The organism is Burkholderia sp. SRS-W-2-2016 (assembly GCF_001931485.1).
Taxonomy (GTDB): Bacteria; Pseudomonadota; Gammaproteobacteria; order Burkholderiales; family Burkholderiaceae; genus Paraburkholderia.
The window spans coordinates 1-25,825 of the sequence record NZ_MSDV01000056.1; the positions used below are offsets into that span (position 1 = coordinate 1).

Below are 25,825 nucleotides of genomic sequence, written 5' to 3' on the forward strand. Positions count from 1 at the left end.
CCCCCCGCAAGCCGCCCCGCAACCCGACTCCCACTCGCTCGACGACCTGCACCGTTTCGTCCAGCGCCATCCGCGCCTGTTCGTGCTGACCGGCGCGGGTATCAGCACCGACTCCGGCATCCCCGGCTATCGCGACGACAACGGCGCATGGAAGCGCTCGCCGCCGATCACGCTGCAGGAATTCCTCGGCACCCAGGCGATGCGGCAACGCTACTGGGCCCGCAGCATGGTCGGCTGGCCGCTGGTCGCGCGCGCGCAGCCGAACGCCGCGCATGTCGCGCTCGCGCGGCTCGAAGCGGCCGGCCATGTGCCGACGCTGGTCACGCAGAACGTCGACGGCCTGCATCAGCGCGCCGGCAGCCGCGACGTGATCGAGCTGCATGGCGGGATCGACGGCGTGATCTGCCTCGATTGCGGCACCCAGCACGCGCGCGCGACGATCCAGCAGACGCTCGAAGCCGACAACCCCGCGCTGCTCGACGTGACCGCCGAAGCCGCCGCCGATGGCGACGCGCATCTCGAATGGCACGACCTCGGCGGTTTTCGCGTGCCGGCCTGCACGAATTGCGGCGGATTGCTGAAGCCGGCGGTGGTGTTTTTCGGCGAGAACGTGCCGAAGAGCCGGGTCGATGCTGCCGCGGCCGCGCTGGAGGCGGCCGACGCGGTGCTGGTGGCCGGCTCGTCGCTGATGGTGTATTCCGGCTATCGCTTCTGCGTATGGGCGCAGCGCCAGGGCAAGCCGATCGCCGCGATCAACCTGGGCCGCACGCGTGCCGATCCGCTGCTGTCGCTGAAGGTCGCCGCGCCGTGCGGCGACACGCTGAGCGCGCTCGCCGGCCGGCTGGCGGGCGGCTGAAGAGCGAACACCGAACACCGAACACCGAACACCGAACACGAAAGGCCCCGGCCAACCCACGTTCCAGGACGGTCCCATGCTGACGACGATCGACGAGCTCGAAGCTCTCTACGCGCAACCCGCCGAGCGCGCGCTGCGCAAGGAAATCGGCTACGTGAACGACGACTATCGCGCGTTCGTCGAAGCGGCGCCGTTCGCGGTGCTGGCGACGAGCGGTCCCGCCGGCCTCGACTGTTCGCCGCGCGGCGACGCGCCGGGCTTCGTGCGGGTGCTCGACGAACGCACGCTCGCGCTGCCCGACCGGCCCGGCAACAACCGGCTCGACAGCCTGCGCAACATCATCGCCGACCCGCGGCTCGCGCTGCTGCTGATCGTGCCCGGCGTCGGCGAGACGTTGCGCGTGAACGGCCGCGGCCGCATCTCGGCGGACCCGGCGCTACTGGACAGTTACGCCGTCGACGGTAAACTGCCGCGCACCGTGCTGCTGATCGACGTCGACGCGGTGTATTTCCACTGTTCGAAGGCGCTGGTGCGCTCGCGCTTGTGGGATCCGGCGAGTCATGTCGAGCGTTCGCGACTGCCGAGCGCCGGCGAGATCCTGCAGCACATCTTTGCCGCCGGCGACGGCGAGCAGTTCGACGCCGTCGCCTACGACCGCGAACTGCCGGCCCGCGTGCGCGCCACGCTGTACTGACCGTCCACCGCTAACCATCCACTGACCCAACCATGACCGACGCCCGGCAACATTCGCCTTCCGCCGAACGCAACCGCGAACCGATCCTCGCGGTGCTGCGCGACGCGCTGCCCGCCAGCGGCCGCGTGCTCGAAATCGCCAGCGGCACCGGCGAGCATGCGGTGTGCTTCGCCGGCGCGCTGCCCGGCCTCGACTGGCAACCGAGCGATGCCGATCCGGACGCGCGCGCGTCGATTGCCGCGTGGACCGCGCACGCGGGCCTGGCGAACCTGCGCGCGCCGCTCGCGCTCGACGTGCATCAACCGGACTGGGGCGTCGACGCACTCGACGCGGTGGTCTGCATCAACATGATCCATATCTCGCCGTGGAGCGCGGCGCAGGCGCTGTTCGACGGCGCGGGGCGGCGGCTGGTCGACGGCGGCGTGCTGTTTCTGTACGGTCCATACAAACGCGGCGGCGTGCACACCGCGCCGAGCAACGAAGCATTCGAGCAGTGGCTGAAAAGCCGTGACGAGCAATGGGGCGTGCGCGATATGGAGGCGGTGGTCGCGCTCGGCGAGACGGCCGGGCTCGTGTGCGAGCAGGTGGTGGCGATGCCGGCCAACAATTTCAGTCTGGTGTTCCGCAAGCGTTCGCAATAGCGGGCCGCCAAGCGCCTCGCGCGCATTTCTTTTATCCTTTCACCCTCGACGCCGCGCTGGCGCATCGCAGCGCGCGGCGTCACGACATTTTTGGACTCTGGAGAATTCACATGGGCAAACAGGCAATCGGCGTGGTAGGGCTGGCGGTGATGGGTCGCAATCTGGCGCTCAACATCGAGAGCCGCGGCCACGCGGTGTCGGTCTACAACCGTAGCCGCGAGAAAACCGACGAACTCATCGCCGAATATCCGGATCGCAAGCTGGTGCCGGCTTTCACGCTGGAAGAGTTCGTCGACTCGCTCGAGAAGCCGCGCCGCATTCTGCTGATGGTCAAGGCCGGCGAGCCGACCGACGCGACCATCGCGTCGCTCAAGCCGCTGCTCGACAAAGGCGACATCCTGATCGACGGCGGCAACACGCATTTCACCGACACGATCCGCCGCAACCAGGAACTGGCTAAAGCGGGCCTGCACTTCATCGGCACCGGCGTGTCGGGCGGCGAGGAGGGCGCGCTGAAAGGCCCGTCGATCATGCCGGGCGGCCAGCGCGACGCGTACGACCTGGTCGCGCCGATCCTCACCGAGATCGCCGCCAAGGCGCCGGACGGCGAACCGTGCGTCGCCTACATGGGACCGGACGGCGCGGGCCACTTCGTGAAGATGGTCCACAACGGCATCGAATACGGCGACATGCAGCTGATCGCCGAGAGCTACGCGGTGCTCAAGCAGGTGGTCGGTCTGTCGAACGACGAACTCGGCAAGGTCTACACCGAGTGGAACCAGGGCGAGCTGGACAGCTACCTGATCGAAATCACCTCGAAGATTTTCGGCAAGAAAGACGACGAAACCGGCAAGGACCTCGTCGACGTGATTCTCGACCGCGCCGCGCAGAAGGGCACCGGCAAGTGGACCAGCCAGAACGCGCTCGACCTCGGCGCGCCGCTGCCGCTGATCACCGAAGCGGTGTTCGCGCGTGTGCTGTCGTCGCTGAAGACGCAGCGCGTGGCCGCCAGCAAGGTGCTCGAAGGGCCGCAGGCGAAGCCGCTCGAAGGTTCGAAGGACGCGTTCATCGAAGCGGTGCGCCGCGCGCTGTACTTCAGCAAGGTGATCTCGTACGCGCAGGGCTTCGCGCAGCTGCGCGCGGCGTCGGAAGAGTACAAGTGGGATCTCGACTACGGGACCATCGCGAAGATCTTCCGCGCCGGCTGCATCATCCGCGCGCGCTTCCTGCAGAAGATCACCGACGCGTACGCGCAGGACAAGGCGCTCGCGAACCTGCTGCTCGATCCGTACTTCCGCGACATCGCGAAGAACTACCAGGCGGCGCTGCGCGAAGTGGTGGTCGCGGCGATCAACGCGGGCGTGCCGGTGCCGGCCTTCTCGTCGGCGATCGCGTATTTCGACGCCTATCGTTCCGAGCGCCTGCCGGCCAACCTCGTGCAGGCCCAGCGCGACTTCTTCGGTGCGCACACGTTCGAGCGCGTCGACAAGCCGGGCAGCTTCCACGCGCAGTGGAACTGAGCGGTCCGAGTGTTTGAAAATCGGCCCGGCGCGCTGGCGGTATCGCGCGAACCGGGCCGATCGTTCGTTTGAAGCCCGGCAAGCCGTACGAAACGGTTTCTTCATTATTACCAAAACCTATCGGTGAATTAGGCGTCGCGCTCGAATTCCCAAAAGATTCTTTCAAGATAGGAAATAGAGTATCCGTGACTTAGGGGTTTACCCTAGGGGTTAACCCTCCTAAACTTGTTTTCAAGCGCAGAGGAAGAAACACCAGACCTCAAGCGCAAGAGTCCAACAAGTTCAATAGGAGGTTCATCATGAAGAAGCTGATTTCCGCAGTCGCAGTCGCCGCCGCCCTCATCGTCCCGGCCGCCGCGTTCGCACAAGCGAGCCAGCCGGTGACCCGAGCAGAAGTACGCGCCGAACTGGTGCAACTGGAAAAGGCCGGCTACAACCCGGTGGGCGACCACGCTAACTACCCGGCGAACATCCAGGCCGCGCAGGCGCGGGTCGATGCGGAACACGGCACGGTAGCGGTGGCGAGCAAGGCCGACACCAGCGGTTACGGCGCTCCGGCGGCCGGCACCTCGCAAGCTGGCCACGCCGCGCCGGTCCTGCCGGCCAAGGCTGATCGTAACTCGATCTACTTCGGCAACTAAGCATCACGAAGGGGTGTCTGGAAGTTGGTGGTAGAAGTAGCAGTCAGCAGTGGAAGTAGCAGTTCGCAGCAAGAAGTAACAGTGGAAGAAGTCGCAGTTGAAGTAGCTGTGGACGCCGCCTCGCAGAACAGCGCGGGCGGCGGGCAAGAAAAAACGCCATCCAGTTCGATCGGATGGCGTTTTGTCGTTTACGGCACCGGTTCGGGTGCGCGGGGCATCGAATCAATGCAGTGTGCGCTGGCGCCGGCCGATGTCGTCGAATAACGCGCGGCTCGGCTCCAGCGCGAGCAGCCACGATTCGTCGTAGCCGCTCAGATTGTCGAGCGCCTCGCGCAGCCGCTCGATCGCGACCGCGGGCAGCTCGACGCTCGCCTCGACCCCGCTCGACAGTTTCGCGATGCTGGCCAGTTGCACCAGCGCATCGGCGGCCTCGGCGACGTCGGCGGCGAAGATCAGATGCGTGTTCAGCAATTCGACGAGGCCGGCGGACGCCGCGACATCGTCGACGTTCAGTTGCACGGCCAGAAAGGTGGCTTTGTTCATCCTCGACTCCTCCCAGAATCCAGACGTTTTCGTAACTTGTGGCGTGCGGCCTGGTTGAGTATAGGCGACGCCCTGGTGCTTGCAATGGTCATACGATACGCCCGCGGCGCGGGTCCGGGCAGCCAGGCCTGCCGCGCGACCTATAATAGGGCCAGTCGCGCGAGCGCCGCCGCCCAAGGGCGCGGCGGTTTGGTCGCGCGATCCCGCGCCGGCCCGAACTCATCGACCATGAAGATCATCCGCAGCAAAAGCTTTACCGCGACGCGTCCGTGGGGCGCGCTCGACATCGCCAGCATGAACGGCATCACCACGCGTTTGCACTGGACCGACCAGCCTTACCGGTGGCATGTGAACGACGGCGAGGAAGTGTTCGCGGTGCTCGACGGCCGCGTCGAGATGCGTTACCGCGAAAACGGCGTCGAGCATTCGACCGTGCTGGAGACCGGCGACGTGTTCCACGCGACGGTCGGCACCGAGCACGTCGCGCATCCGCTCGGCGTGGCGCGCGTGCTGGTGGTCGAAAGCGCGGGCAGCGTCTGAAGAGCACGGCAGTTTGACGGTGCGCGCGCAGCGGCACCGGTGTGGGGCTCGCGCATAATAGGCACGCTGTGGAACAGCGTCGGCGCACGCGCGCGGCACGGCAAATGCTGGCGCGGTCGATTGAATCCGCTTGAGTTGAATCGCTTGAGAAACACGTCGAGGAAAATCACATGACAGGACATTGGCAACTGACGGGGATGCGGCTCATCACGCTGGCGGCGCTCAGCGCGATGGTCGCCGGCTGCACGACGTGGGACAACACGCCGTTCTACAGCAATGCGCCGTCCAGCGCGACCAGCCTCGCGACGGTCTCGGTGCCGGCCGGCTACTACCGCGCGAATCCGGGCGACACGCTGTCCGGCATCGCGTCCGCGTACGGCCGCAAGCCGCAGGAGATCGCCGCGTGGAACGGTCTGCCGGTCAATGCGGCAATCGCCCCCGGTCAGGTGCTGCGGGTGTCGCCGCCGCTCGGCTCGGGCAGCGTGGTGACGCCGCCGGTCGCGGTCGCACCGGTCGCGCCGGGCGCCGGGCCGAATCCGCCGGGTGCGGTGCCGGGCGCGCCGGCCGCCACCAGCGGGCCGCAGCAGGGCGTGCTGCAATGGCCGGTGCGTGGCCCGGTGCTGCGCACCTTCGCGCCGGGCTCGTCCAACGGCATCGTGATCGGCGCGCACCCCGGCGATCCGGTCAAGGCCGCCGCGACCGGCCGCGTCGTCTATGCGGGCACCGGTATCGAAGCGTACGGGCCGCTGATCATCATCAAGCACAACGACTCGCTGATCACCGCGTACGGTCAGAACAGCCAGTTGCTCGTCAAGGAAGGCGACGCGGTCGCGCAAGGGCAGACCATCGGCGAAGTCGGCGTGGATAGCCGCGGCGCCGCATCGGTCCAGTTCGAAGTGCGCCAGAACGGCCAGCCGGTCGATCCGCTCGCGTGGCTGCCGAAGCCGGGCGGCTGAGTACGGGGCGCTAGCGGCCGGACGGCGTCCATTCCCGCTTTCTCGGGGATGCGCCGATTTTCAGCGTCGCTTTAATTGCATACACTGTGTGGTTCGATTGCCGGCCGCGCGTGTGTTCCTCGCGGAACGCACGCGCGGCCGGTTTGCCGTAGGCATTACCTTCATCGACGCACAGGAACCCACAATGATCGATTTGCGCAGCGATACCGTTACCCGTCCGACTCCGCCGATGCTCGCGGCGATGTCGGCGGCCGAAGTCGGCGACGACGTCTGGGGCGACGACCCCACCGTACTGCGTCTGCAGGCCACGCTGGCCGAGCGCACCGGCAAGGAAGCGGGGCTGTTCTTCCCCAGCGGCACGCAAAGCAACCTCGCCGCGCTGATGGCGCACTGCGCGCGTGGCGACGAGTACATCGTCGGCCAGCTCGCGCACACCTACAAATACGAAGGCGGCGGCGCCGCGGTGCTCGGCAGCATCCAGCCGCAGCCGCTCGAAAATGCCGCCGACGGCTCGATCCCGCTCGAAAAAATCGCCGCCGCGATCAAGCCGATCGACAATCACTTCGCGCGCACGCGTCTGCTCGCGCTGGAGAACACGATCGGCGGGCGGGTGTTGCCGGCGAGCTATGTCGCTGACGCCACCGGGCTCGCGCGCGAGCGCGGCCTTGCCACTCACCTGGACGGCGCGCGCGTGTTCAACGCGGCGGTCGCGTCGGGTCAGCCGGTCGCCGCGCTGTGCGAGCCGTTCGATTCGGTGTCGATCTGCTTTTCGAAGGGATTGGGTGCGCCGGTCGGCTCGGTGCTGGTCGGCAGCCGCGCAATCGTCGATGTCGCGCATCGCTGGCGCAAGGTGCTCGGCGGCGGCATGCGCCAGGCCGGCGTGCTGGCGGCGGCCTGCCTGTACGCGCTCGATCACAACGTCGAGCGTCTCGCCGACGACCACGCGAACGCGGCCCATCTGGCGGCCGGACTCGAATCGATCGAGCAGGTGAAGGTGCAGTCGGTCGCGACCAACATGGTGTTCGCGCAGTTTCCGCAGCAGCATTGCGCGCCGCTCGAAGCGTGGCTCAAGGAGCGCGGGATCCTCACGCAGATGCTGTATGCGTCGCGCTTCGTCACGCACAAGGACGTGTCGCGCGCGGATATCGATACGTTTATCGCGGCGGTGAAGGCGTATTTCGCCGCGCGTTGAGCGTGCCGCAGTGAGCGCGCCGCGGCGATGGCGGCGCGTTGAACGTCATGGCGTGAGCGTGCGGTAGCAGTAGCAGTAGCCACCGCACCGCATCGCTCACGACGCCCGCGTCCCCGCGCGATGCGACGGCGCGAACAGCCGCAAGCCGCTCGCCAGACTCGCCGCGCCGGCGAAGAACGCGCCGGTCGCAAGCGCCAGCGTCGGCCCATGCTGGCGGCCGGCAATCCCGAAGCACAACGCCACCAATGCCGCGCCGGTCGCCTGACCGAGCAGCCGCGCGGTCGCGACGATCCCGCTTGCGCCACCGCTGCGCTCCGGCGGCGCGCTCGCCATCAGCGCCTTCAGATTCGGCGACTGGAAGAAACCGAACCCCGCGCCGCAGATCGCCATCCGGATACCGATATCGAGCACGTGCGGATGCGCGGGCAACATCGCAAGAGAAGCCATCCCCGCGGCCAGCACCGCGAGGCCGATCGCGCCGAGCAGCCCCGGCGGATAGCGGTCCGACAGTCCGCCCGCGAGCGGCGCGGCGAGCGCGACGACGACCGGCCACGGCGTCATCAGAAAGCCGGTCTCGACCTGGCTGCGCAGCAGCACATCCTCGAAATAGAACGGCAGCGACACGAACGCGAGCCCCTGGGCCGCGAACGAGCACACGGCCGTCACCGCCGACAGCGCGAACACCGGCCGCCGGAACAGATCGACCGGCAGCATCGGCGACGGATGACCCGCTTCGCGGCGCATCAGCAGCAGACCGAACAGCAGCGCGACGGCCGCGGCGCTCAGCACGATCTGCATGGAGGCGCGCTGCGCGGCCTCGCTGAGCGCGAAGATCAGCGCGGCGAACGTGACCACGTTGAGCAGCGCGGCGAGCGGATCGAACGGATGCTTGCCGTGCGCGGTGTGCGGCAGCGCCGGCAGCGCGAAGCTCAGCGCCAGCACGCCGAGCGGCACGTTGACCGCGAACAGCCACGGCCACGTCGCGACGGAGAGAATCAGCGACGCCACCGTCGGCCCGACCGCGAACGATACGCCGACGATCAGCGCATTGGTGCCGAGGCCTCGGCCGAGCCGGTGCGGCGGATACAGATAGCGGATCAGCGCGGTGTTCACGCTCATGATCGCGCTCGCGCCGAGGCCCTGGACGATGCGCGCGGCGGCTAGAAGCGGCAGCGTCGGCGCGAGCGCGCAGCCGAGCGAGCTGAGCGTAAACAGCGCGATTCCGCCGATATAGATGCGCCGGTGCCCGACGATGTCGCCGAGCGCGGCGAGCGGCAGCAGCGTCGCGACCATCGCGAGCTGGTACGCGTTGATGATCCACACCGATGCGGCCGGCGCCGCGTGCAGATCGGTGGCGATCGCGGGCAGCGCGGTGTTGGCGATCGCGGTATCGAGTGTCGCGAGCGCGACCGCGAGCATGATCGCGCCCATCGCGCGGCGGTTCGCGGCGGACATCGGCACGTCGGCGGGAAAGGCGGCGGGGCTGACTGGGGTACTGAGCTTATCGGACAAGGCGTGGCTCGTCGGGTTGGGCATACCGATGCGGCGGCCGGCCGGAAAACGGGCGGCGCGTGGGCGGCGGCTACGTTGTGATTGATCGGGATGCGGGTGTTGCTGTCGCGTCGCGGGTAGCGCGTGAACGCGCGGCCATCCTCGCTTTCGTGCTTACGAAATGAAAGCGTGGCGGCCCTTGCGGCGCAACGCAGCGATTGTTGCAGAGACGCGGCGATCGTGCTCGGAGGTGGGCAGAGCGGAGCGTGGACAGGGTCGCTGTGTGTCGACGTTAATACGCGAGTTGTACGCAACTAACGGTCAAGCCCTTACGGCGTCCGCAAACTGGAACGACCGGCGGCTGTTCTACGCGTGTTCGCCCAAACCCGCTGGCACAAAGCGTCCCCCGATTGCACCGCATTGCGCAGCAATTCGCTGCGTCATCGTCTCGTCACGCGACGAAAAAATAATCGGCATGCATCACATTGCGATATTTAGCCGGCGACACGCGTCGCGTCATGACAGGCATCGATGCACCTCGCGAGTGCCGCGCCCGCGCGGCTTTGCACCGTCTTCGCGCGCCCGTCGCCAGCGCCGCGCGGCGCACCGGCCTGAACCCGCGGGCACGGCATGTGCGTCCCGCTCCGCTCACGCGTGCCGTTGTGCGCGGGTCTTAAAATGTCCTACTCTGATTCTTTAACCGCTCCGACAGGCACGCGCCTCCCGTCCGTCACCAGTGCGGTTCGCGTCTGCCATGTCGAACTAACCGGAGGCTTCGATGACAGCCGTCGATCTGGAATTCGACCAGCTCAACAGTACCGTCGACGCGCTACGGCGCTCAATTTCGAATCGCATGATGTACGGCGTCGGCAAGGACGCCGTTACCGCCCACCCGCATGACTGGCTGCACGCGGCCGCGCTCGCGGTACGCGACCGGCTGGTCGCGCGCTGGATGAAGACCACGCGCCTGCAATACGAGCAGGACGTGAAGCGGGTCTACTACCTGTCGATGGAGTTTCTGATCGGCCGGACCTTCTCGAACGCGCTGCTCGCGCTCGGCATCCACGATCAGATGAAGGAGGCGCTCGCCAGTCTCGGCGTCGATATGGACGCGCTGATCGAGATCGAGCCCGACGCCGCGCTCGGCAACGGCGGCCTCGGCCGGCTCGCCGCGTGTTTTCTCGACTCGATGGCGACGCTCGGCATTCCGGGCTTCGGCTACGGAATCCGTTACGAGTACGGAATGTTCCGTCAGGAGATCGTCAACGGCGAGCAGGTCGAGGCGCCGGACTACTGGCTGCGCGCGGGTAATCCGTGGGAGTTTCCGCGCCCCGAGATCAAGTACATGGTGCATTTCGGCGGGCGCACCGTGCAGCGCGGCGACAAGACGGAGTGGATCGACACCGAGCACGTGAACGCGACCGCGTACGACACGGTGATCCCCGGCTACGCGACCGACGCGACCAACACGCTGCGCCTGTGGTCCGCGCGCGCGACCGATGAACTCGACCTCGGCGCGTTCAATCGCGGCGACTACCGTAACGCGGTGGATACGAAGAACATGTCGGAGAACGTATCGCGTCTGCTGTATCCGGACGACTCGACGCCCGCCGGCCGCGAGTTGCGGCTGCGCCAGGAGTACTTCTTCGTATCGGCGACGATGCAGGATCTGATTCGCCGCTATCAGCGCACGCACAGCACGTTCGGCCGCTTCTCCGAAAAGGTGACGGTGCATCTGAACGACACCCACCCGGTGCTGGCGATTCCGGAGCTGATGCGGCTATTGGTCGATGTTCATCATCTGCCGTGGGACAAGGCCTGGAAGCACGTCACGCAGATCTTCTCGTACACCAATCACACGCTGATGCCCGAGGCGCTCGAAACCTGGGATGTCGAAATGTTGGCGCGGCTGCTGCCGCGTCACCTGGAGATCATCTTCGAGATCAACGCGCAGTTCCTCAAGCACGTGAGCGAGCAGTCGGGCCATGACGCCGAGATGATCCGGCGCATTTCGCTGGTGGACGAATACGGCCAGCGGCGCGTGCGGATGGCGTATCTGGCGATCGTCGCGAGTCACAAGGTGAACGGCGTGTCGAAGCTGCACTCGCAACTGATGACGCGCGATATCTTCGCCGACTTCGCGAGCATCTATCCGGAGCGCTTCACCAACGTGACCAACGGGATCACGCCGCGCCGCTGGCTCGCGCAGGCGAGTCCGTCGCTGTCGTCGCTGATCGATTCGCGCATTGGCAAGCACTGGCGCAGCAATCTGTTCGAGCTCGAACAGCTGCGCAATCTGCGCAAGGACAGCGAGTTCGTCGATGCATTCCGCGACGCGAAGCGCCAGGCCAAGCAGCGGCTCGTCCAGCGGCTCGCGCATCACACCAAGCTGCAGTTCAATCCGGATGCGCTGTTCGATCTGCAGGTCAAACGGATTCACGAGTACAAACGGCAGCTGCTGAACGTGCTGCACGTGATCGTGCGCTACAACCAGATTCGCGCGAATCCGGAGCGCGACTGGGTACCGCGCGTCGTGCTGTTCGCCGGCAAGGCCGCGTCCGCGTACCGGATGGCCAAGACGATCATCAAGCTGATCGGCGACGTGAGCCAGAAGGTCAATCACGATCCGCTGATCGGCGACCGGCTGAAGGTCGTGTTCGTGCCGAACTATGGGGTGAGCGTCGCCGAACTGATCATTCCGGCCGCGGATCTGTCGGAACAGATTTCGATGGCCGGCACCGAGGCGTCGGGCACCGGCAACATGAAGCTCGCGCTGAACGGCGCGCTGACGATCGGCACGATGGACGGCGCGAATATCGAAATCTGCGAGGCGGTGGGGCGCGAGAACATCTTCATCTTCGGCCACACCGCCGACGAAGTGGACAGCCTGCGCGCGAGCGGCTACCGGCCGCGGCAGATTTACGAGGAGAACGAAGAGTTGCGCACCGCGCTCGACCAGATCCGTTCGGGTTATTTCTCGCCGGACGACCCGCTGCGCTTCTCGGATATCTTCCACACGCTGGTCGACTGGGGCGATCACTACATGGTGCTGGCGGACTTCGCGGCGTTCGCGCAGGCGCAGAACGAAGTGGATGCGCGTTTTGTCGACCGGCGCGCGTGGGCGGAAAGCGCGATCGAGAACGTCGCGGGAATGGGGCAGTTTTCGTCGGACCGGACGATCGGCGAGTACGCGCGCAATATCTGGCGCGTCAGTCCGCTCGATCTCGCGCAAGGGTAGCGGGCGGGCGTCAAGCCTTCGGCGCGGCGGCCGCCGCCGCTGCCGCTGCCGCTGCCGCTGCCGCTGCCTTCGCCTGCTCGACGGCGGTGCCGACCCGCTCGACGAATTCGCGGTCGGTGCTCATCAGCGCCTCGCGTTCGCCGTCGGCGGTCTTCACCATCAGCCGGTGGGTCACGTCCTGGGTGACCCACGTCAGCCAGCCGACCACGATCAGCATCACGCCGCACACGATTCCCGACGCCGACTGCATCGCGCCGCCGACAATCGCGCCGATCAATCCCGCGATCGAAATCACCAGCGGCACGACCTTGTTCTTCTGCACGGTGACCACCTGCACGCCGGCGATATCGCGCAGCGGAAAGACCTGGCCAGCAGCCGACAAGGCATTGCGCGTGACCGACACGCCGCGATCGTTGAAAGGAGTTTCCATCGTTTCAATGCGAGGTTGGTGAAGCGGGCAGCGTAGCAGAGTTCGCCGCGCGGCAGTGACACGGCGTCATGCGCGGCTTGCAGCGCATCAAGGAAATGCATACTTTGCGCGAGCGGATTGGCTAAGATGGCGGATGGCTGCGCGTGCCGCGCCGGAGGCCATTCATTCATGACTATCGGCATCTATGCCACGCTGGTCGCCACATCGTTCGTGCTGTTGCTCGGCGAAAAGCTGATCCAGTGGATCGGCGTGCTGCGGACCTATTCGATTCCCGCGCCGGTGGCCGGCGGCCTCGTGGTCGCGATCGGCGTGCTGCTCGCACGCGTCACCGCTCATCTCGAAGTGCGCTTCGATCCGACGCTGCAAACCCCGCTGATGCTCGCGTTCTTCGCGACGATCGGTCTGAATGCCCATCTGTCGAATCTGAAAGCGGGCGGCCCGGTGCTGGTGCGTTTTCTCGCGCTGGTCAGCGGGCTGCTGATCCTGCAGAACGTGATCGGCATCCTGCTCGCGTTCGCGCTCGGCGTCGATCCGCTGCTCGGCATTCTCGGCGGCTCGATCACGATGTCGGGCGGCCACGGCACCGGCGCCGCATGGAGCCAGGTGTTCACCGAGCATCACGGGATCGAGGCGGCGACCGAGATCGCGATCGGCTGCGCGACCTTCGGGCTCGTGATGGGCGGCGTGCTCGGCGGCCCGATCGCGAGGCTGCTGCTGCGCCGGCTCAGCGCCGACGAATTGCGGCGCGCCGCGCAGCGCGCGGAAGATACGCTGGTGTTCGAAGAACCGAAGGCGCAGCAGCCGACCACCCCCGCCGCGCTGATCACCACGCTCGCGCTGATTTCAATTTGCCTTACCTGCGGCGACGTGCTGGCCGACTGGCTCGCCGGCAGCGTGTTCGAACTGCCGACCTTCGTCTGCGTGCTGTTTATCGGCGTGATCCTGAACAACGGGCTCGCGCTCGCGCGCGTACGGCTCGATCAGCAGGCGGTCGCGCTGGTCGGCAACGTCAGCCTCGCGCTGTTTCTCGCGATGGCGCTGATGCGCCTCGATCTATGGGAGCTGGCCGCGCTGGCGGTGCCGATCGTCACGATCCTCGCCGCGCAGACGCTGCTGATGGCGCTCTACGCGGTGTTCATCACGTTCCCGGCGATGGGCCGCGACTACGACGCGCTCGTGCTGTGCGCCGCGCAATGCGGTCTCGGACTCGGCGCGACACCGACCGCGATCGCGAACATGCAGGCGGTCACCAACCGTTTCGGTCCGTCGCATATCGCGTTTCTGATCGTGCCGATGACCGGCGCGTTTTTCATGGACCTCGTCAATGCGATCGTGATCAAGCTGTTTCTCGCGCTGCCGTTTTTGCACTGACGGTCGGTTTCGCTGCATTCACAGGCACACAGGCAAAGAGAGTAAGCACACCTCATGAGCGATCAACACAGTAAAAAGCCGGTCGGTTTCGCGAAAGGACTGACCAATTACGGCGACCGCGAATTCAGCGTCTATCTGCGCCGCACGTTCGCGAGTTCGATGGGTTATAGCCGCGAGATGCTGGACCGGCCGATCGTCGGCATCGCGCATTCGGCGAGCGGCTTCAACAATTGCCATCGCCATTTCCCGGAGATGATCGACGCGGTCAAACGCGGCGTGCTCGCGGCCGGCGGCTTGCCGATCGAGTTTCCGACCATCTCGCTCGGCGAGACGTTCCTCACGCCGACCAGCCTGAAGTTTCGCAATCTGATGTCGATGGACGTCGAGGAAATGACCCGCGCGCAGCCGATGGATTCGGTCGTGCTGCTCGGCGGTTGCGACAAGACGGTGCCCGCGCAATTGATGGGCGCGGCGTCCGCGAATCTGCCGGCGGTGCAACTGGTCGCGGGACCGATGTCGACCAGCCGCCATCGCGGCGAACGGCTCGGCGCGTGCACCGATTGCCGCCGCTTCTGGGCCAAATTCCGCGCGACCGAGATCGACGCGCAGGAAATCAATACCGTGGAGCGGCGTCTGGCTTCGACCGCCGGCACCTGCGCGGTGATGGGCACCGCGAGCACGATGGCGATCATCGCGGAGACGCTCGGCATGATGCCGGCGAACAGCGCCGCGTGTCCGGCGGTCGACGCGGACCGTCTGCGGATCGCGGAAGAAACGGGCCGGGTCGCGTTCGAGCTGATCGCGAAGCCGATCCTGCCGAGCGAGATCATCACCGCGCAGTCGGTCGAAAACGCGCTGCGCGTGCTGCTGGCGATCGGCGGCTCGACCAACGCGATGATCCATCTGACCGCGATCGCCGGCCGCGTCGGCGTGAACGTCGATCTGCGGCGCGTGAACGAACTGAGTGACACGACGCCGGTCCTCGTCAATCTGAAACCGACCGGCGATCACTACATGGAAGACCTGTACGCGGCCGGCGGCGTGCCGGCGATTCTGCGCGAGATCAAACATCTGCTGCATCTGGACTGCCGCACGGTGACCGGCGAAACGCTCGGCGACCGTCTGCACGACGTCAGCTGGGTCGATCACACAGTGGTGCGGCCGTACGCGCAACCGGTGCGCGATACCGGCGGCCTCGTTGCGCTGTTCGGCAATCTGGCGCCGCGCGGCGCGATCCTGAAGCGCTCGGCGGCCGACCCGAAGCTGTTCGAGCAGGAAGGGCGCGCGGTCGTGTTCGAATCGCTCGAAGACCTCGCGAACCGGATCGACAGCGACGATCTCGACGTCAACGCCGACGATTTCCTGGTGCTGCAAAACGCCGGCCCGACCAGTGAATCGGCGATGCCCGAGGCCGGCTATCTGCCGATTCCGGGCAAGCTTGCGCGCGCCGGCGTGAAGGACATGGTGCGGATGTCCGATGCGCGAATGAGCGGCACCGCGTACGGCACGATCGTGTTGCACATCACGCCGGATTCGGCGTCGGGCGGGCCGCTCGGCCTCGTGCGCAACGGCGACCGGATTCGCCTGAGCGTCGAAAATCGCGCGCTCGAACTGCTGGTGTCCGACGAGGAACTCGAGAAGCGCCGCGCCGCGTTGCCGCCGCGCAGCCACGCGCCGGCCAGGCGCGGCTATGCGAAGCTGTACGAGCAGGAAATTCTGCAGGCCGACGAAGGCTGCGATTTTCGCTTCCTGAAGTAAGGTAGCGCTTCTGGCGCGGGTCGCGTCGAACCAACGGAGCGGACAGTGATGAACGATCAACCAGCGGCGGCTCCCGACAGCACCGCCGCGCGCGTCGCGTTGTGGCGCGCGCTGCACGTGCAGGCCGATGCGCCGCCGCACGTGCTCGAAGACGAGGTCGGCCTGCAACTGCTGGCGCCGGCCGAGGACTGGCGCAGCCGCGGCGACATGGACCCGCAATTCACGCGGCCGTTTCGCGCGTCGATCGTGGCGCGCGCACGCTTTATCGAGGACCTGGTGGTCGAGCAGGTCGGGCGCGGCGTCGCGCAGTATGTGATTCTCGGCGCGGGTCTCGACAGCTTCGCGCAGCGCCGGCCCGATCTGGCCGCGCGGCTGACCGTGTTCGAGGTCGATCCGCCGGGGCCGCAGAGGTGGAAGCGCCGCCGTTTGCTTGAGCTGGGTTTCGGCGTGCCGGACTGGCTGCGCTTCGTGCCGGTCGATTTCGAAGCGGGCGATAACTGGCGCGAGCGTCTCGTGGACGAGGGTTTCGATCCGGCTAAACCGGCGGTCGTCGTGTCGACCGGCGTCAGCATGTATCTGAGCAAAGAGGCGAACGCGGCGACGCTGCGCGAGGTGGCCGGGCTCGCGCCCGGTTCGACGTTCGCGATGACGTTCCTGTTGCCGTTGGAAATGGCCGACCCCGACGTGCGGCCGGGGCTCGAAATGGCGGAGAAGGGCGCGCGGGCGAGCGGCACGCCGTTCATCAGTTTCTTCACGCCGCCGCAGATCACCGCGCTCGCGCGTGAAGCGGGCTTTGCCGACGCACGGCATGTGTCGGCAGCCGATCTGAGCGAGCGTTACTTCGCAGGCAGAACGGATGGCTTGCGCCCGCCGGCGAACGCGGAAGAGTTGCTGGTCGCGAGTACCTAGCTATAATCGCGCTCGAATACGGCCACGGATTGATTCATGAAAAAGATCGCAGTCTTCGCACTCGTTGCTTTCACGCTCGCCGCCTGCTCGTCCGAAGAAAAGCAGGCGCGCAAGGTCCAGCAGGAAATCCTTCACAGCGAACCGAATCTCGCCGCCGCGCAACGCGACGCGACGATCGATTGCACGCCTGAGAATTGCGATGCCGCCTGGGCGCTGACCAAGCGCTACATCGAGCAGCATTCCGATACCCACGTGATTCACGCCGACGCGGTCTCGATCGACACCGACGTCCCCGACGATTCGGGCAAGGCGTCGTTCTCGGCGACGCGCGCGCCGAAGGCCAGCGGCGGCGCGACGCTGTCGCTGTTCGCGCAGTGCCGCGGAATGTACGGCCAGAACAGCGAAAAGGGTTCGGACTACGATGAATGCGCGGAGAAGATTCTGAAGACGCAAAGCGGCTATCTGCCGTTTCTGCGCTCGCATGCATCGGCGCAGTGACGCTCGCCGCTTACCGGCAGCGCGCCGGCAAGCGGTTATCACCTCGTCTTAACTGAACGAAATCGCCAGCTGATCGCCGATCGCGGCGCCGCCCATCGCCGGATCGGAGATGCCGTCGCGGCCGGTTTCGACGCGGCCCGCAAAGCGTCGCGTGAAGCCGGTCAGCCCCTTCGCGTTCAGCGTGAAGTCGTACCAGAAGCCCGACGACTGCACCGGCAATTCGAAGAACATCTCGCCGCGCGGCTCGACGCGCGCGACCCGCCGCGGATCCTTGCCATACGCGTTCGCGGTGAGGTTCACTTCGACCGGCGCATTGCCGCTGTTGTGCACCTTCACGCGCAATGCGCCGCTGTTGCGCTGATAGACGACTTCTACTTCGGGATTGCCGCCCGCCGTCGCGCGCACGCCGGTGAAATGCCGGTGGAAACCGGCCGGCCCTAGCACCCACAAATCGTACTTGCCGCCGTCGGCGACCACGTTCCACTCGTCGCTCAGATGGCGGCCCGCTTCGACCGTATAACGCTGCGGCAGACGGTCCAGATGCAGGCGGTCGTACACATGGAACACGGCCGCTTGCGTGCCGGTGTTCGCGAACGTCAGCTCGACGCTCGGGCTGCCGAGCGGCACCGCCGCGCTCACATGCAACTCATACGGCAACGCGCGCGATAGACGCACGCCACCCGGCTGCGCGGGCAGCACCGGCGTGCTCGGCGGCACCGGCGCGGTGGTGCCGGCCAGCGCGCGGCTCTTCGTGTCGCCGGCCGTCGTATCCGGCAGCGACGGATAGAACGCGCGATTGTCCGGATTGCGGAAGTCGAAGCACGAGCTCAGATCGCCGGCGACCGCGCGGCGCCACGGGCTGATGTTCGGCTCCTGCACGCCGAAGCGCTTCTCGATGAAGCGGATCGTCGACGTGTGATCGAACACCTGCGAATTGACCCAGCCGCCCTTGCTCCACGGCGACACGATATACATCGGCACGCGCGGGCCCATTCCGTACGGATGATGGGTCCAGACGCTGGTGCCGGCGACGTTCGCGGTGTTCTCGCCGAGATAGTCGTCGGATGTATCGACGGTCGATTTGCCGGCCAGTTGCGCGAGCGAGGGGTTCGCGTTGTACGTCGCGTACGACGGCGGCGCCGGCGGCGGCACGTGATCGAAGAAGCCGTCGTTCTCGTCGAAGTGGATGATCAGCACCGTCTTGCTCCACACTTCCGGATTCGCGGTCAGCGCATCGAGCACTTCGGAGATGTAGTTCGCGCCCTGCAGCGGGCTCGACGCGCTCGGATGCTCGGAGCCGGTCGACGTCGCGCAGATCCACGAGACCTGCGGCAGCGTGCCGTTCAGCACGTCGTTCTTCAGATCGGTCAGCTCGCGGGTCTGGATGCCGCGCGTGTACAGCTGCTGTTGGAGCGGCGTGCGCGCGGCGGCGCTGGTCGTGTTGGCGTCGCGGAACGATTTGAAGCCGAGCAGCGGATTGAGCGAGTAGTCCTGCGCGGCCGGTTTGTACACCTGCCAGGTAACGCCGGCGGCCTGCAGGCGCTCGGCGTAGGTGGTCCACGTGTAGCCGGTGGTCGGCTCGCCGCTCGTGTAGTTGGCGATGTTGTTGTAGTCGTTGTTCAGCGCCGGGCCGTTGAACACGCCCGGCTGGTTCGGGTTGTCGCGGCCGTGATTGGTGCCGGTGTAGATGTAGCAGCGATTCGGATTGGTGCCGCCGGTGAACGCCGAGTGATTGTGGTCGCACAGCGTGAATGCGTTCGCGAGCGCGTACTGGAACGGGATGTCGGCGCCGGTGTAGTAGACCATCGACGCGCTGCCTTTCGCGACCGGCCAGCTCGTCATGCGGCCGCCGTCCCACGCCTGCTGCGCATCCGGGTACAGGTGCGGGGTGTCCTTGGTGCGGATCAGATTGAAGTTGGCGACCGTATCGTTGTGTTGAAACGTTTGCGTGGCCGGCGTCGCGCCGTCGTTGCGTTGATACCAGACGGTCTTCTTGTTCAGCGCCGTGGTGTCCGGCACCGGGATCGGGAAGCGGTCGGCAAAGCCGCGCACGCCGGCCATCGCGCCGAAGTAATGATCGAACGAGCGGTTCTCCTGCGTGAACACGACGATGTGTTCGACGTCCTCGATCGTGCCGGTGCGAAAGTGCGCGGGAATCGCGAGCGCACGCTGGATCGACGGCGGCAGCACGGAGAGCGAGGCGGCCGCGCCGGCGGCCTTGACCGACTGGATCAGAAAGCGGCGACGCGATGAAGGGGTGGTAGTCATCTTCGGGGGTCCTTGTCTGGGCGGCGGTTGCCTTTGTTATCGAGGCGGCCACGCATGGCCGCGCGACGGACTGACGAGGAGCCCAACGGAGCGCGACCGGCGAGGTGCGCGAACAATGTATGCGGGCTTTGTGTCGTCACGTTGACGGTTGTGCGAATGCGCATAAAAACGTTTGCGAGGGGGATTGGGCGGGGCAAGGCGAGGACATCGCGCGGGGTAGTGCTCGCCCCGCGAGGCAGTGGTGGGATTGGTGCGATCGGTGGGATTGGTGCGCTGCAACGGGCGGGCGTGACCCGCGCGAGCGCTACTCGTCGAACAGCGCGGTATAGCGCCGCTGCATTTCTTCGGGCGTCAGCGCTTCGATCTGCGCGCCGAGCATCCATTGATGGCCGAACGGATCGAGCACAGTCGCCGAGCGTTCGCCGTAGAAATGATCGGTCAGCGGCCGGATCACGGTGGCGCCGGCGGCCACTGCTTGCGCGAACAACCGGTCGACGTCGTCGCAATGAATGTGCAGCAGCACGCTGGTCTGACTGTCGGCGCTCGGGCCCAGCATCCCGTGCTCCGGATATTCGTCGGACAGCATCACGGTCGCCGGACCGATCTTCACCTCCGCGTGACCGATCCGGCCGCTGGGCTCGGTCAGGCGAAACTGTTCGACGCCGCCGAACGCCCGTGTATAGAACTCGATGGCCTGCGCGGCGTTGCGCACGCGCAGGTACGGATAGACCTCGTGAATCGTGCTCATCGTCACCTCCGTTCTAGCGGTGAATCATTATCGGAGAAACGCCGGGCGTGTGCTTCGCGATCCTGGTCCGCTCCCCACTCGCCGGGCCTCGCCAATAGCCAGGCGGACGCGCTATGCTCACGCGTGTCCGCTCGTTGAAACCACTCCATGCACGCTCCCGGCGCCACCGTCCCGATCTCGCTCGTCAATGGCTTTCTCGCCAGCGTCGAGACGCAGCCGGGCATCGTCGACCGGCATCTGGCGGGCGCGACGATTCCGCGTGAGCTGCTCGTGCAGCCCGGCGCGCGCGTCACCGAGGAACAGTTCTCGACGCTGTACCGCTCGCTCGCCATCGAACTCGACGATGAAATGCCCGGCGTGTTCGCGCGGCCGCTGCGCAGCGGCACGCTGAAGTTCTTGTGCCTGAGCCTGCTCGATGCGCCGAATCTCGAAACCGCGATGCACCGCTTCGGCCAGTTCTTTCATATCGTCGTCGACGACTTCCTGTTCGAATCGCGCCGCGGCGAACTGGTCGCGAGCCTGACGCTGCAACCGGGGCCCACCGGCATGCGGGCCAGCGTGCTCGGCCAGGAGCTGATGCTGAAACTCGCGCATGGCGTCGCCTCGTGGTTGATCGGCCAGCGCATTCCGCTATTGCAGGTGCAGTTCGCGTTTGCCCGTCCGGCTCACGCGCTCGAATACCTGTATCTGTTTCCGGGACCGGCGAAGTTCGACTGCGGCCAGACCTCGATGCAGTTCAGCAGCAGCTATTTCGATCTGCCGGTGCGTCAGCGCAAGGCCAACCTGCGCCGCTTTCTGTCGCGCGCGCCGGAAGACTGGGTGTTCGTTTCGTTCGACGAACAGCTTTTCAGTCACCGGGTGCGCGAGTATGTGGCGTCGCGGCTACCCGACGTGCCGACCATCGAAGCGGCCGCCGACGGCTTGCACTGCTCGGTCAGAACCTTGTGCCGTCATCTGGCCGCCGAGGGCACCGCGTTCCAGCTGCTGAAGGACGAGCTGCGCCGCGATATCGCGATCCAGCGCCTGACCGGTACGCGCGACGCGATCGCCGTGATCGCCGGCGATATCGGTTTCGGCGACCCCACCGCCTTTCACCGCGCGTTCCGGCACTGGACCGGCAGCACGCCGGCCGCCTATCGCCGCGGCGGCTGAGCGGCCGATCCGGTCATAGCGAACCGCCGCGAGCCATATTCCGGCCCCCATCCACGCGGTCTCGACGCCATCCGGCACTTTTCCGCTGTGGCCAAAGATGTCAATCGATCGTCCTGTTTGGACAGCCGCGCGCGCTCGTGCGCGGCTACGATGCTCCCACTGGTTGCCCCTGCCGGACTGAGGTCAGAAGGGCGACATCCCACTCTGACTCTCTGATCGGAATAATCGCAATGAGCTACGTCGCGCCTCTCAAAGACATGTTTTTCGCACTTACGGAATTGGCCGGAATCGACCGCCTGGCAGGCTTGCCCGGCTTCGAGGAAGCCGGCTCCGACACCGCCCGCGCGGTGCTCGAAGAGGCCGCCCGGCTGCACGAAGGCGTGCTCGCGCCGCTGAACCACGACGGCGACCGCAACCCCAGCGCGTGGCAGGACGGCGCGGTCACGGCGACCCCCGGTTTCAAGGACGCGTTTCGCCAGTTCGTCGAAGGCGGCTGGCAGGGTTTGCAACACCCGGCGGATTACGGCGGTCAGGAATTGCCTAAGCTGCTGTCCACCCCCTGCATCGAAATGCTGAACGCGGCGAATCTGTCGCTGGGTCTGTGCCCGCTCTTGACCGACGGCGCGATCGAAGCGCTGCTGACCGCCGGCAGCGAAGAGCAGAAACAACGCTACGTGCCGAAGCTGATTTCCGGCGAGTGGACCGGCACGATGAACCTGACCGAGCCGCAAGCGGGTTCCGACCTCGCGCTGGTGCGCACGCGCGCCGAGCCGCAGGGCGACGGCACGTACCGGATCTTCGGCACGAAGATTTTCATCACGTGGGGCGAGCACGATATGACCGAGAACATCGTGCATCTGGTGCTCGCTCGCACGCCGGATGCGCCGGAGGGCGTGAAGGGCATTTCGCTGTTCATCGTGCCGAAGTTCCTCGTCAATGAAGACGGCTCGCTCGGCGAGCGCAACGACGTGCATTGCGTGTCGATCGAACACAAGCTCGGCATCAAGGCGAGCCCGACCGCGGTGCTGCAATTCGGCGATCACGGCGGCGCGATCGGCCAGCTGGTCGGCGAAGCGAATCGCGGCCTCGAATACATGTTCATCATGATGAACGCCGCGCGCTTCGCGGTCGGCGTGCAGGGCGTCGCGATCTCGGATCGCGCGTACCAGCAGGCTGTCGGTTATGCGAAGGAGCGCGTGCAGAGCCGCCCGGTCGACGGTTCGGCGAAGCAGTCGGTCACGATCATCCAGCACCCGGACGTGCGCCGCATGCTGTCGACGATGCGCGCGCTGACCGAAGGCGCCCGCGCGCTTTCGTATGTCGCGGCGGCGCAGAGCGACCTCGCGCATCGTCACCCGGACGAGGCGACGCGTGCGACTCATCAGGCGATCTACGAGTATCTGGTGCCGATCGTGAAGGGCTGGAGCACGGAGATGTCGCTGGAAGTGACGAGCCTGGGCGTACAGGTCCACGGCGGGATGGGTTTCATCGAGGAAACCGGCGCCGCGCAGTACTACCGCGATGCGCGGATTCTGCCGATCTACGAAGGCACGACTGCGATTCAGGCGAACGATCTGATCGGCCGCAAAACGCTGCGCGATCGCGGCGCGGTCGCCGCGTCGCTGCTCACGCAGATCGACGCGACGCTCGCGGAGCTGGATGCGCATCCGTCGTACCGCTCGAGCGTGGCGTTTCAGGCGATGCAACGGCGTCTCGCGGCGGGCCGCGACGCGCTGGACAACGCGGTGCGCTACGTCGTCGAGCACGCGAAGAACGAACCGAATGCGGTGTTCGCGGGCGGCGTGTCGTACCTGATGCTGGCGGGCGTCGTGCTCGGCGGCTGGCAAATGGCCCGCTCGCTGCTGATCGCGGCGGACAAGCGCGAAGAAGATCCGGCCTTCTACGACACGAAGATCGCGACCGCGCACACCTACGCGACCCAGGTGCTGCCGCGCGCGGTCGCATTCGAAGCGGCGCTGCTCGGCGCGCGACAGGACGAAGGGATGCTGGCGTTGCGTGAAGACCAGTTCTGATACGGCAACGGCAGTACATATCTGATTGGAAGCGGTAGCGCCGCGGCGCTGCCGTGATTAGGAGGAGACGGTTGTGAAAGTACTTGTAGCAGTCAAGCGTGTGGTCGATTACAACGTGAAGGTTCGCGTGAAGTCGGATAACACGGGTGTCGATATCGCGAACGTGAAGATGTCGATGAATCCGTTTGACGAAATCGCGGTTGAAGAGGCGGTTCGTCTGAAGGAAGCGGGCATCGTGACCGAAGTGATCGCCGTGTCGGCCGGCGTCGCGCAAACGCAGGAAACGCTGCGCACCGCGCTGGCGATCGGCGCGGACCGCGCGATCCTGATCGAATCGAATGAGGATTTGCAGCCGCTGGCGGTTGCGAAGCTGCTGAAGGCGCTGGTCGACAAGGAGCAGCCTCAGTTAGTGATCCTTGGCAAGCAGGCAATCGACGACGACTCGAACCAGACCGGCCAGATGCTCGCGGCTCTCGCGAATCTGCCGCAGGCGACGTTTGCGTCGAAGGTTGTTGTTGCTGACGGTAAAGCTACCGTGTCGCGTGAAGTGGACGGCGGTTCGGAGACTCTGTCGCTGACGTTGCCGGCAGTCGTGACGACCGACCTGCGCCTGAACGAGCCGCGCTACGTGACGCTGCCGAACATCATGAAGGCGAAGAAAAAGCCCCTGGAAACGATCAAACCCGAAGACCTCGGCGTGAATGTCGCGCCGCGTCTGAAGACGCTGAAGGTCGCGGAACCGCCGAAGCGCTCCGCCGGTGTGAAGGTGCCGGACGTGAAGACGCTGGTCGAGAAGCTGAAGACCGAAGCCAAGGTGCTGTAAGGAGACGCTGAAAATGACGAATCTGATTAACCTGGTCGTGGCGGAACACGACAATACGTCGATCAAGGCCGCGACGCTGAACACGATCGCAGGGGCGCAGAAGATCGGCGGTGATATTCACGTGCTGGTCGCGGGTCACAACGCACAAGCCGCAGCGGACGCCGCTGCGAAGATCGCCGGCGTGTCGAAAGTGCTGCTCGCCGACGCGCCGCAACTGGCCGAAGGCCTCGCGGAAAACGTCGCAGCAACTTTTATGCAAATTGCTAAGGACTACTCGCATGTCCTCGCGCCGGCTACCGCGTCCGGCAAGAACATCGCACCGCGCATCGCCGCGAAGCTCGACGTCGCGCAGATTAGCGACATCACGGCGGTTGTCAGCGCCGACACGTTCGAGCGCCCGATCTACGCGGGCAACGCAATCGCCACCGTGCAATCGGCTGATCCGGTCAAGGTCATCACCGTGCGTACGACCGGCTTCGACCCGGTTGCAGCCGAAGGCGGCAGCGCGGCGGTCGAGAAGATCGAAGCGGCAGCCGACACCGGCATCTCGCAGTTCGTCAGCCGTGAAGTGACGAAGCTGGATCGTCCGGAACTGACGAGCGCGAAGATCATCGTGTCGGGCGGCCGGGGTCTGGGCAACGGCGAGAACTACACGAAGGTGCTCGAGCCGCTGGCGGACAAGCTCGGCGCGGCGCTGGGCGCATCGCGCGCGGCAGTCGACGCGGGCTTCGTGCCGAACGACTACCAGGTCGGCCAGACCGGCAAGATCGTCGCGCCGCAGTTGTACGTCGCGGTCGGCATCTCGGGTGCGATTCAGCACCTTGCCGGGATGAAGGACTCGAAGGTGATCGTCGCGATCAACAAGGATGAGGAAGCGCCGATTTTCAGCGTCGCGGACTACAGCCTCGTCGGCGATCTGTTCACGCTGGTGCCGGAACTCGAGCAGGCGCTGGGCTAATGCATTGCGCGCGTCGCTTCGATAACGACGCGCGGTAACGAATTGTGCCGGGAGCCAACGGCTGCCCGGCGAGTGGAAGAATCATGAATGAGCTTAATGGATACGATTTCGAAGACCTGCAACCGGGCATGAGCGCGCGGTTCGCGAAGACCATCACCGAGGCGGACATCCTGCTGTTCGCGGGCGCGTCGGGCGATCTCAACGCGGTTCACATCGACGAACAGTTCGCGCGAACGACCCCGTTCAAAGGGCGCATCGCGCACGGCATGCTGACCGCCAGCATCATTTCCGCGGCGATCGCGGGACGGCTGCCCGGTCCCGGCACGATCTACCTCGGTCAGAACCTGCGCTTCAAGGCGCCGGTTCGACCGGGCGACACCGTGCAGGCCGAAGTGACGGTCAAGGAACTGCTGCACGACAAGCGCCGCGTGGTGCTGAGCACCGTGTGCAAGGTCGACGGCAAGATCGTGATCGACGGTGACGCGACCGTGTTGCCGACGTCGTCCGGCAATCGTGCCGACGCAACCGCGGGTTCCACCGCCAGCAACGGCTAACGGCGAGGTCC

At 66.0% G+C, this 25,825-nt stretch carries 23 protein-coding genes; 18 read left to right on the forward strand and 5 right to left on the reverse strand.

Going from position 1 to position 25,825, the window contains the following annotated elements; translation table 11 throughout:
- The 5 genes from BTH42_RS24105 to BTH42_RS24125 all read left to right on the forward strand — a co-directional run.
- On the forward strand, positions 1-856 hold an 856-nt coding region (locus BTH42_RS24105), incomplete at its 5' end, for an NAD-dependent protein deacetylase (protein ID WP_372237281.1).
- A 76-nt stretch (positions 857-932) separates the two neighbouring features.
- Complete coding sequence (locus BTH42_RS24110) at positions 933-1,550, forward strand: pyridoxamine 5'-phosphate oxidase family protein (protein ID WP_075303683.1); 618 nt, start codon at positions 933-935, stop codon at positions 1,548-1,550.
- 32 nt (positions 1,551-1,582) lie between these two features.
- Positions 1,583-2,191: a DUF938 domain-containing protein gene (locus BTH42_RS24115; protein WP_075303684.1), complete on the forward strand. Its 609-nt coding sequence runs from the start codon at positions 1,583-1,585 to the stop codon at positions 2,189-2,191.
- Positions 2,192-2,301: 110 nt separating this feature from the next.
- The gene (gndA, locus tag BTH42_RS24120) at positions 2,302-3,711 is read left to right on the forward strand and encodes an NADP-dependent phosphogluconate dehydrogenase (protein ID WP_075303685.1); all 1,410 of its coding nucleotides are present in this window, start codon (positions 2,302-2,304) and stop codon (positions 3,709-3,711) included.
- 299 nt (positions 3,712-4,010) lie between these two features.
- Entirely contained in the window at positions 4,011-4,352 is a 342-nt protein-coding gene (locus tag BTH42_RS24125) for a DUF4148 domain-containing protein (RefSeq protein WP_075303686.1), read from the forward strand.
- A 222-nt stretch (positions 4,353-4,574) separates the two neighbouring features.
- On the opposite strand, the gene BTH42_RS24130 is transcribed toward BTH42_RS24125, so the two are convergent.
- On the reverse strand, positions 4,575-4,895 hold the full coding sequence (locus BTH42_RS24130; RefSeq protein WP_075303687.1) for a hypothetical protein: 321 nt from the start codon (positions 4,893-4,895) through the stop codon (positions 4,575-4,577).
- Between the two features lie 228 nt (positions 4,896-5,123).
- On the opposite strand from BTH42_RS24130, the gene BTH42_RS24135 reads away from it, so the two are divergent.
- The 3 genes from BTH42_RS24135 to ltaE all read left to right on the forward strand — a co-directional run bounded on the left by BTH42_RS24135 (position 5,124) and on the right by ltaE (position 7,583).
- Positions 5,124-5,435, forward strand: a complete 312-nt coding sequence (locus BTH42_RS24135; protein ID WP_075303688.1) for a cupin — start codon at positions 5,124-5,126, stop codon at positions 5,433-5,435.
- Positions 5,436-5,605: 170 nt separating this feature from the next.
- The gene (locus tag BTH42_RS24140) at positions 5,606-6,391 is read left to right on the forward strand and encodes a peptidoglycan DD-metalloendopeptidase family protein (RefSeq protein WP_075303689.1); all 786 of its coding nucleotides are present in this window, start codon (positions 5,606-5,608) and stop codon (positions 6,389-6,391) included.
- A 184-nt stretch (positions 6,392-6,575) separates the two neighbouring features.
- On the forward strand, positions 6,576-7,583 hold the full coding sequence (ltaE, locus tag BTH42_RS24145; RefSeq protein ID WP_075303690.1) for a low-specificity L-threonine aldolase: 1,008 nt from the start codon (positions 6,576-6,578) through the stop codon (positions 7,581-7,583).
- A 96-nt stretch (positions 7,584-7,679) separates the two neighbouring features.
- Here ltaE and BTH42_RS24150 read toward each other — a convergent pair whose 3' ends face one another.
- The gene (locus tag BTH42_RS24150; protein WP_178392232.1) at positions 7,680-9,038 is read right to left on the reverse strand and encodes an MFS transporter; all 1,359 of its coding nucleotides are present in this window, start codon (positions 9,036-9,038) and stop codon (positions 7,680-7,682) included.
- An 814-nt stretch (positions 9,039-9,852) separates the two neighbouring features.
- Here BTH42_RS24150 and BTH42_RS24155 point away from each other — a divergent pair.
- The gene (locus BTH42_RS24155; RefSeq protein ID WP_075303692.1) at positions 9,853-12,312 is read left to right on the forward strand and encodes a glycogen/starch/alpha-glucan phosphorylase; all 2,460 of its coding nucleotides are present in this window, start codon (positions 9,853-9,855) and stop codon (positions 12,310-12,312) included.
- Positions 12,313-12,322: 10 nt separating this feature from the next.
- Here the strand turns inward: BTH42_RS24155 and BTH42_RS24160 are convergent, their stop codons facing one another.
- On the reverse strand, positions 12,323-12,742 hold the full coding sequence (locus BTH42_RS24160) for a DUF6232 family protein (protein ID WP_075303693.1): 420 nt from the start codon (positions 12,740-12,742) through the stop codon (positions 12,323-12,325).
- 168 nt (positions 12,743-12,910) lie between these two features.
- Here BTH42_RS24160 and gltS point away from each other — a divergent pair, with 168 nt between their 5' ends.
- Genes gltS through BTH42_RS24180 form a run of 4 tightly spaced genes read left to right on the forward strand, consistent with a single transcriptional unit; the run spans position 12,911 to position 17,278 of the window.
- On the forward strand, positions 12,911-14,113 hold the full coding sequence (gene gltS, locus BTH42_RS24165; protein WP_075303760.1) for a sodium/glutamate symporter: 1,203 nt from the start codon (positions 12,911-12,913) through the stop codon (positions 14,111-14,113).
- 54 nt (positions 14,114-14,167) lie between these two features.
- Positions 14,168-15,871 (forward strand): dihydroxy-acid dehydratase, encoded by a 1,704-nt coding sequence (locus BTH42_RS24170; protein ID WP_075303694.1) that lies wholly within the window; start codon positions 14,168-14,170, stop codon positions 15,869-15,871.
- Positions 15,872-15,919: 48 nt separating this feature from the next.
- The gene (locus BTH42_RS24175; RefSeq protein ID WP_075303695.1) at positions 15,920-16,780 is read left to right on the forward strand and encodes a class I SAM-dependent methyltransferase; all 861 of its coding nucleotides are present in this window, start codon (positions 15,920-15,922) and stop codon (positions 16,778-16,780) included.
- A 36-nt stretch (positions 16,781-16,816) separates the two neighbouring features.
- Positions 16,817-17,278: a hypothetical protein gene (locus BTH42_RS24180; protein ID WP_075303696.1), complete on the forward strand. Its 462-nt coding sequence runs from the start codon at positions 16,817-16,819 to the stop codon at positions 17,276-17,278.
- Positions 17,279-17,326: 48 nt separating this feature from the next.
- Here the strand turns inward: BTH42_RS24180 and BTH42_RS24185 are convergent, their stop codons facing one another.
- A complete protein-coding gene (locus BTH42_RS24185; protein WP_075303697.1) occupies positions 17,327-19,546 on the reverse strand; it encodes a phosphocholine-specific phospholipase C in 2,220 nt (739 codons plus the stop codon).
- A 304-nt stretch (positions 19,547-19,850) separates the two neighbouring features.
- Positions 19,851-20,294 carry a glyoxalase/bleomycin resistance/extradiol dioxygenase family protein gene (locus BTH42_RS24190; RefSeq protein ID WP_075303698.1) on the reverse strand — a complete coding sequence of 148 codons (444 nt, stop codon included), beginning with the start codon at positions 20,292-20,294 and terminating at the stop codon, positions 19,851-19,853.
- Between the two features lie 147 nt (positions 20,295-20,441).
- On the opposite strand from BTH42_RS24190, the gene BTH42_RS24195 reads away from it, so the two are divergent.
- From BTH42_RS24195 to BTH42_RS24215, 5 genes are all read left to right on the forward strand, one after another.
- Positions 20,442-21,446: an AraC family transcriptional regulator gene (locus BTH42_RS24195; protein WP_075303699.1), complete on the forward strand. Its 1,005-nt coding sequence runs from the start codon at positions 20,442-20,444 to the stop codon at positions 21,444-21,446.
- Positions 21,447-21,676: 230 nt separating this feature from the next.
- Positions 21,677-23,479 (forward strand): acyl-CoA dehydrogenase, encoded by a 1,803-nt coding sequence (locus tag BTH42_RS24200; protein WP_075303700.1) that lies wholly within the window; start codon positions 21,677-21,679, stop codon positions 23,477-23,479.
- 73 nt (positions 23,480-23,552) lie between these two features.
- Positions 23,553-24,302, forward strand: a complete 750-nt coding sequence (locus tag BTH42_RS24205) for an electron transfer flavoprotein subunit beta/FixA family protein (protein WP_075303701.1) — start codon at positions 23,553-23,555, stop codon at positions 24,300-24,302.
- A 22-nt stretch (positions 24,303-24,324) separates the two neighbouring features.
- Positions 24,325-25,260 carry an electron transfer flavoprotein subunit alpha/FixB family protein gene (locus BTH42_RS24210; protein ID WP_075303761.1) on the forward strand — a complete coding sequence of 312 codons (936 nt, stop codon included), beginning with the start codon at positions 24,325-24,327 and terminating at the stop codon, positions 25,258-25,260.
- Positions 25,261-25,343: 83 nt separating this feature from the next.
- Positions 25,344-25,814 (forward strand): MaoC family dehydratase, encoded by a 471-nt coding sequence (locus BTH42_RS24215; protein WP_075303702.1) that lies wholly within the window; start codon positions 25,344-25,346, stop codon positions 25,812-25,814.
- Positions 25,815-25,825 lie beyond the last annotated feature (11 nt).

Bases quoted from the DNA above. Each gene is read 5' to 3' on its own strand.
- BTH42_RS24110 (WP_075303683.1), top strand. From the start codon at position 933: ATGCTGACGACGATCGACGAGCTCGAAGCTCTCTACGCGCAACCCGCC.
- BTH42_RS24115 (WP_075303684.1), top strand. From the start codon at position 1,583: ATGACCGACGCCCGGCAACATTCGCCTTCCGCCGAACGCAACCGCGAA.
- gndA (WP_075303685.1), top strand. From the start codon at position 2,302: ATGGGCAAACAGGCAATCGGCGTGGTAGGGCTGGCGGTGATGGGTCGC.
- BTH42_RS24125 (WP_075303686.1), top strand. From the start codon at position 4,011: ATGAAGAAGCTGATTTCCGCAGTCGCAGTCGCCGCCGCCCTCATCGTC.
- BTH42_RS24130 (WP_075303687.1), bottom strand. From the start codon at position 4,895: ATGAACAAAGCCACCTTTCTGGCCGTGCAACTGAACGTCGACGATGTC.
- BTH42_RS24135 (WP_075303688.1), top strand. From the start codon at position 5,124: ATGAAGATCATCCGCAGCAAAAGCTTTACCGCGACGCGTCCGTGGGGC.
- BTH42_RS24140 (WP_075303689.1), top strand. From the start codon at position 5,606: ATGACAGGACATTGGCAACTGACGGGGATGCGGCTCATCACGCTGGCG.
- ltaE (WP_075303690.1), top strand. From the start codon at position 6,576: ATGATCGATTTGCGCAGCGATACCGTTACCCGTCCGACTCCGCCGATG.
- BTH42_RS24150 (WP_178392232.1), bottom strand. From the start codon at position 9,038: ATGTCCGCCGCGAACCGCCGCGCGATGGGCGCGATCATGCTCGCGGTC.
- BTH42_RS24155 (WP_075303692.1), top strand. From the start codon at position 9,853: ATGACAGCCGTCGATCTGGAATTCGACCAGCTCAACAGTACCGTCGAC.
- BTH42_RS24160 (WP_075303693.1), bottom strand. From the start codon at position 12,742: ATGGAAACTCCTTTCAACGATCGCGGCGTGTCGGTCACGCGCAATGCC.
- gltS (WP_075303760.1), top strand. From the start codon at position 12,911: ATGACTATCGGCATCTATGCCACGCTGGTCGCCACATCGTTCGTGCTG.
- BTH42_RS24170 (WP_075303694.1), top strand. From the start codon at position 14,168: ATGAGCGATCAACACAGTAAAAAGCCGGTCGGTTTCGCGAAAGGACTG.
- BTH42_RS24175 (WP_075303695.1), top strand. From the start codon at position 15,920: ATGAACGATCAACCAGCGGCGGCTCCCGACAGCACCGCCGCGCGCGTC.
- BTH42_RS24180 (WP_075303696.1), top strand. From the start codon at position 16,817: ATGAAAAAGATCGCAGTCTTCGCACTCGTTGCTTTCACGCTCGCCGCC.
- BTH42_RS24185 (WP_075303697.1), bottom strand. From the start codon at position 19,546: ATGACTACCACCCCTTCATCGCGTCGCCGCTTTCTGATCCAGTCGGTC.
- BTH42_RS24190 (WP_075303698.1), bottom strand. From the start codon at position 20,294: ATGAGCACGATTCACGAGGTCTATCCGTACCTGCGCGTGCGCAACGCC.
- BTH42_RS24195 (WP_075303699.1), top strand. From the start codon at position 20,442: ATGCACGCTCCCGGCGCCACCGTCCCGATCTCGCTCGTCAATGGCTTT.
- BTH42_RS24200 (WP_075303700.1), top strand. From the start codon at position 21,677: ATGAGCTACGTCGCGCCTCTCAAAGACATGTTTTTCGCACTTACGGAA.
- BTH42_RS24215 (WP_075303702.1), top strand. From the start codon at position 25,344: ATGAATGAGCTTAATGGATACGATTTCGAAGACCTGCAACCGGGCATG.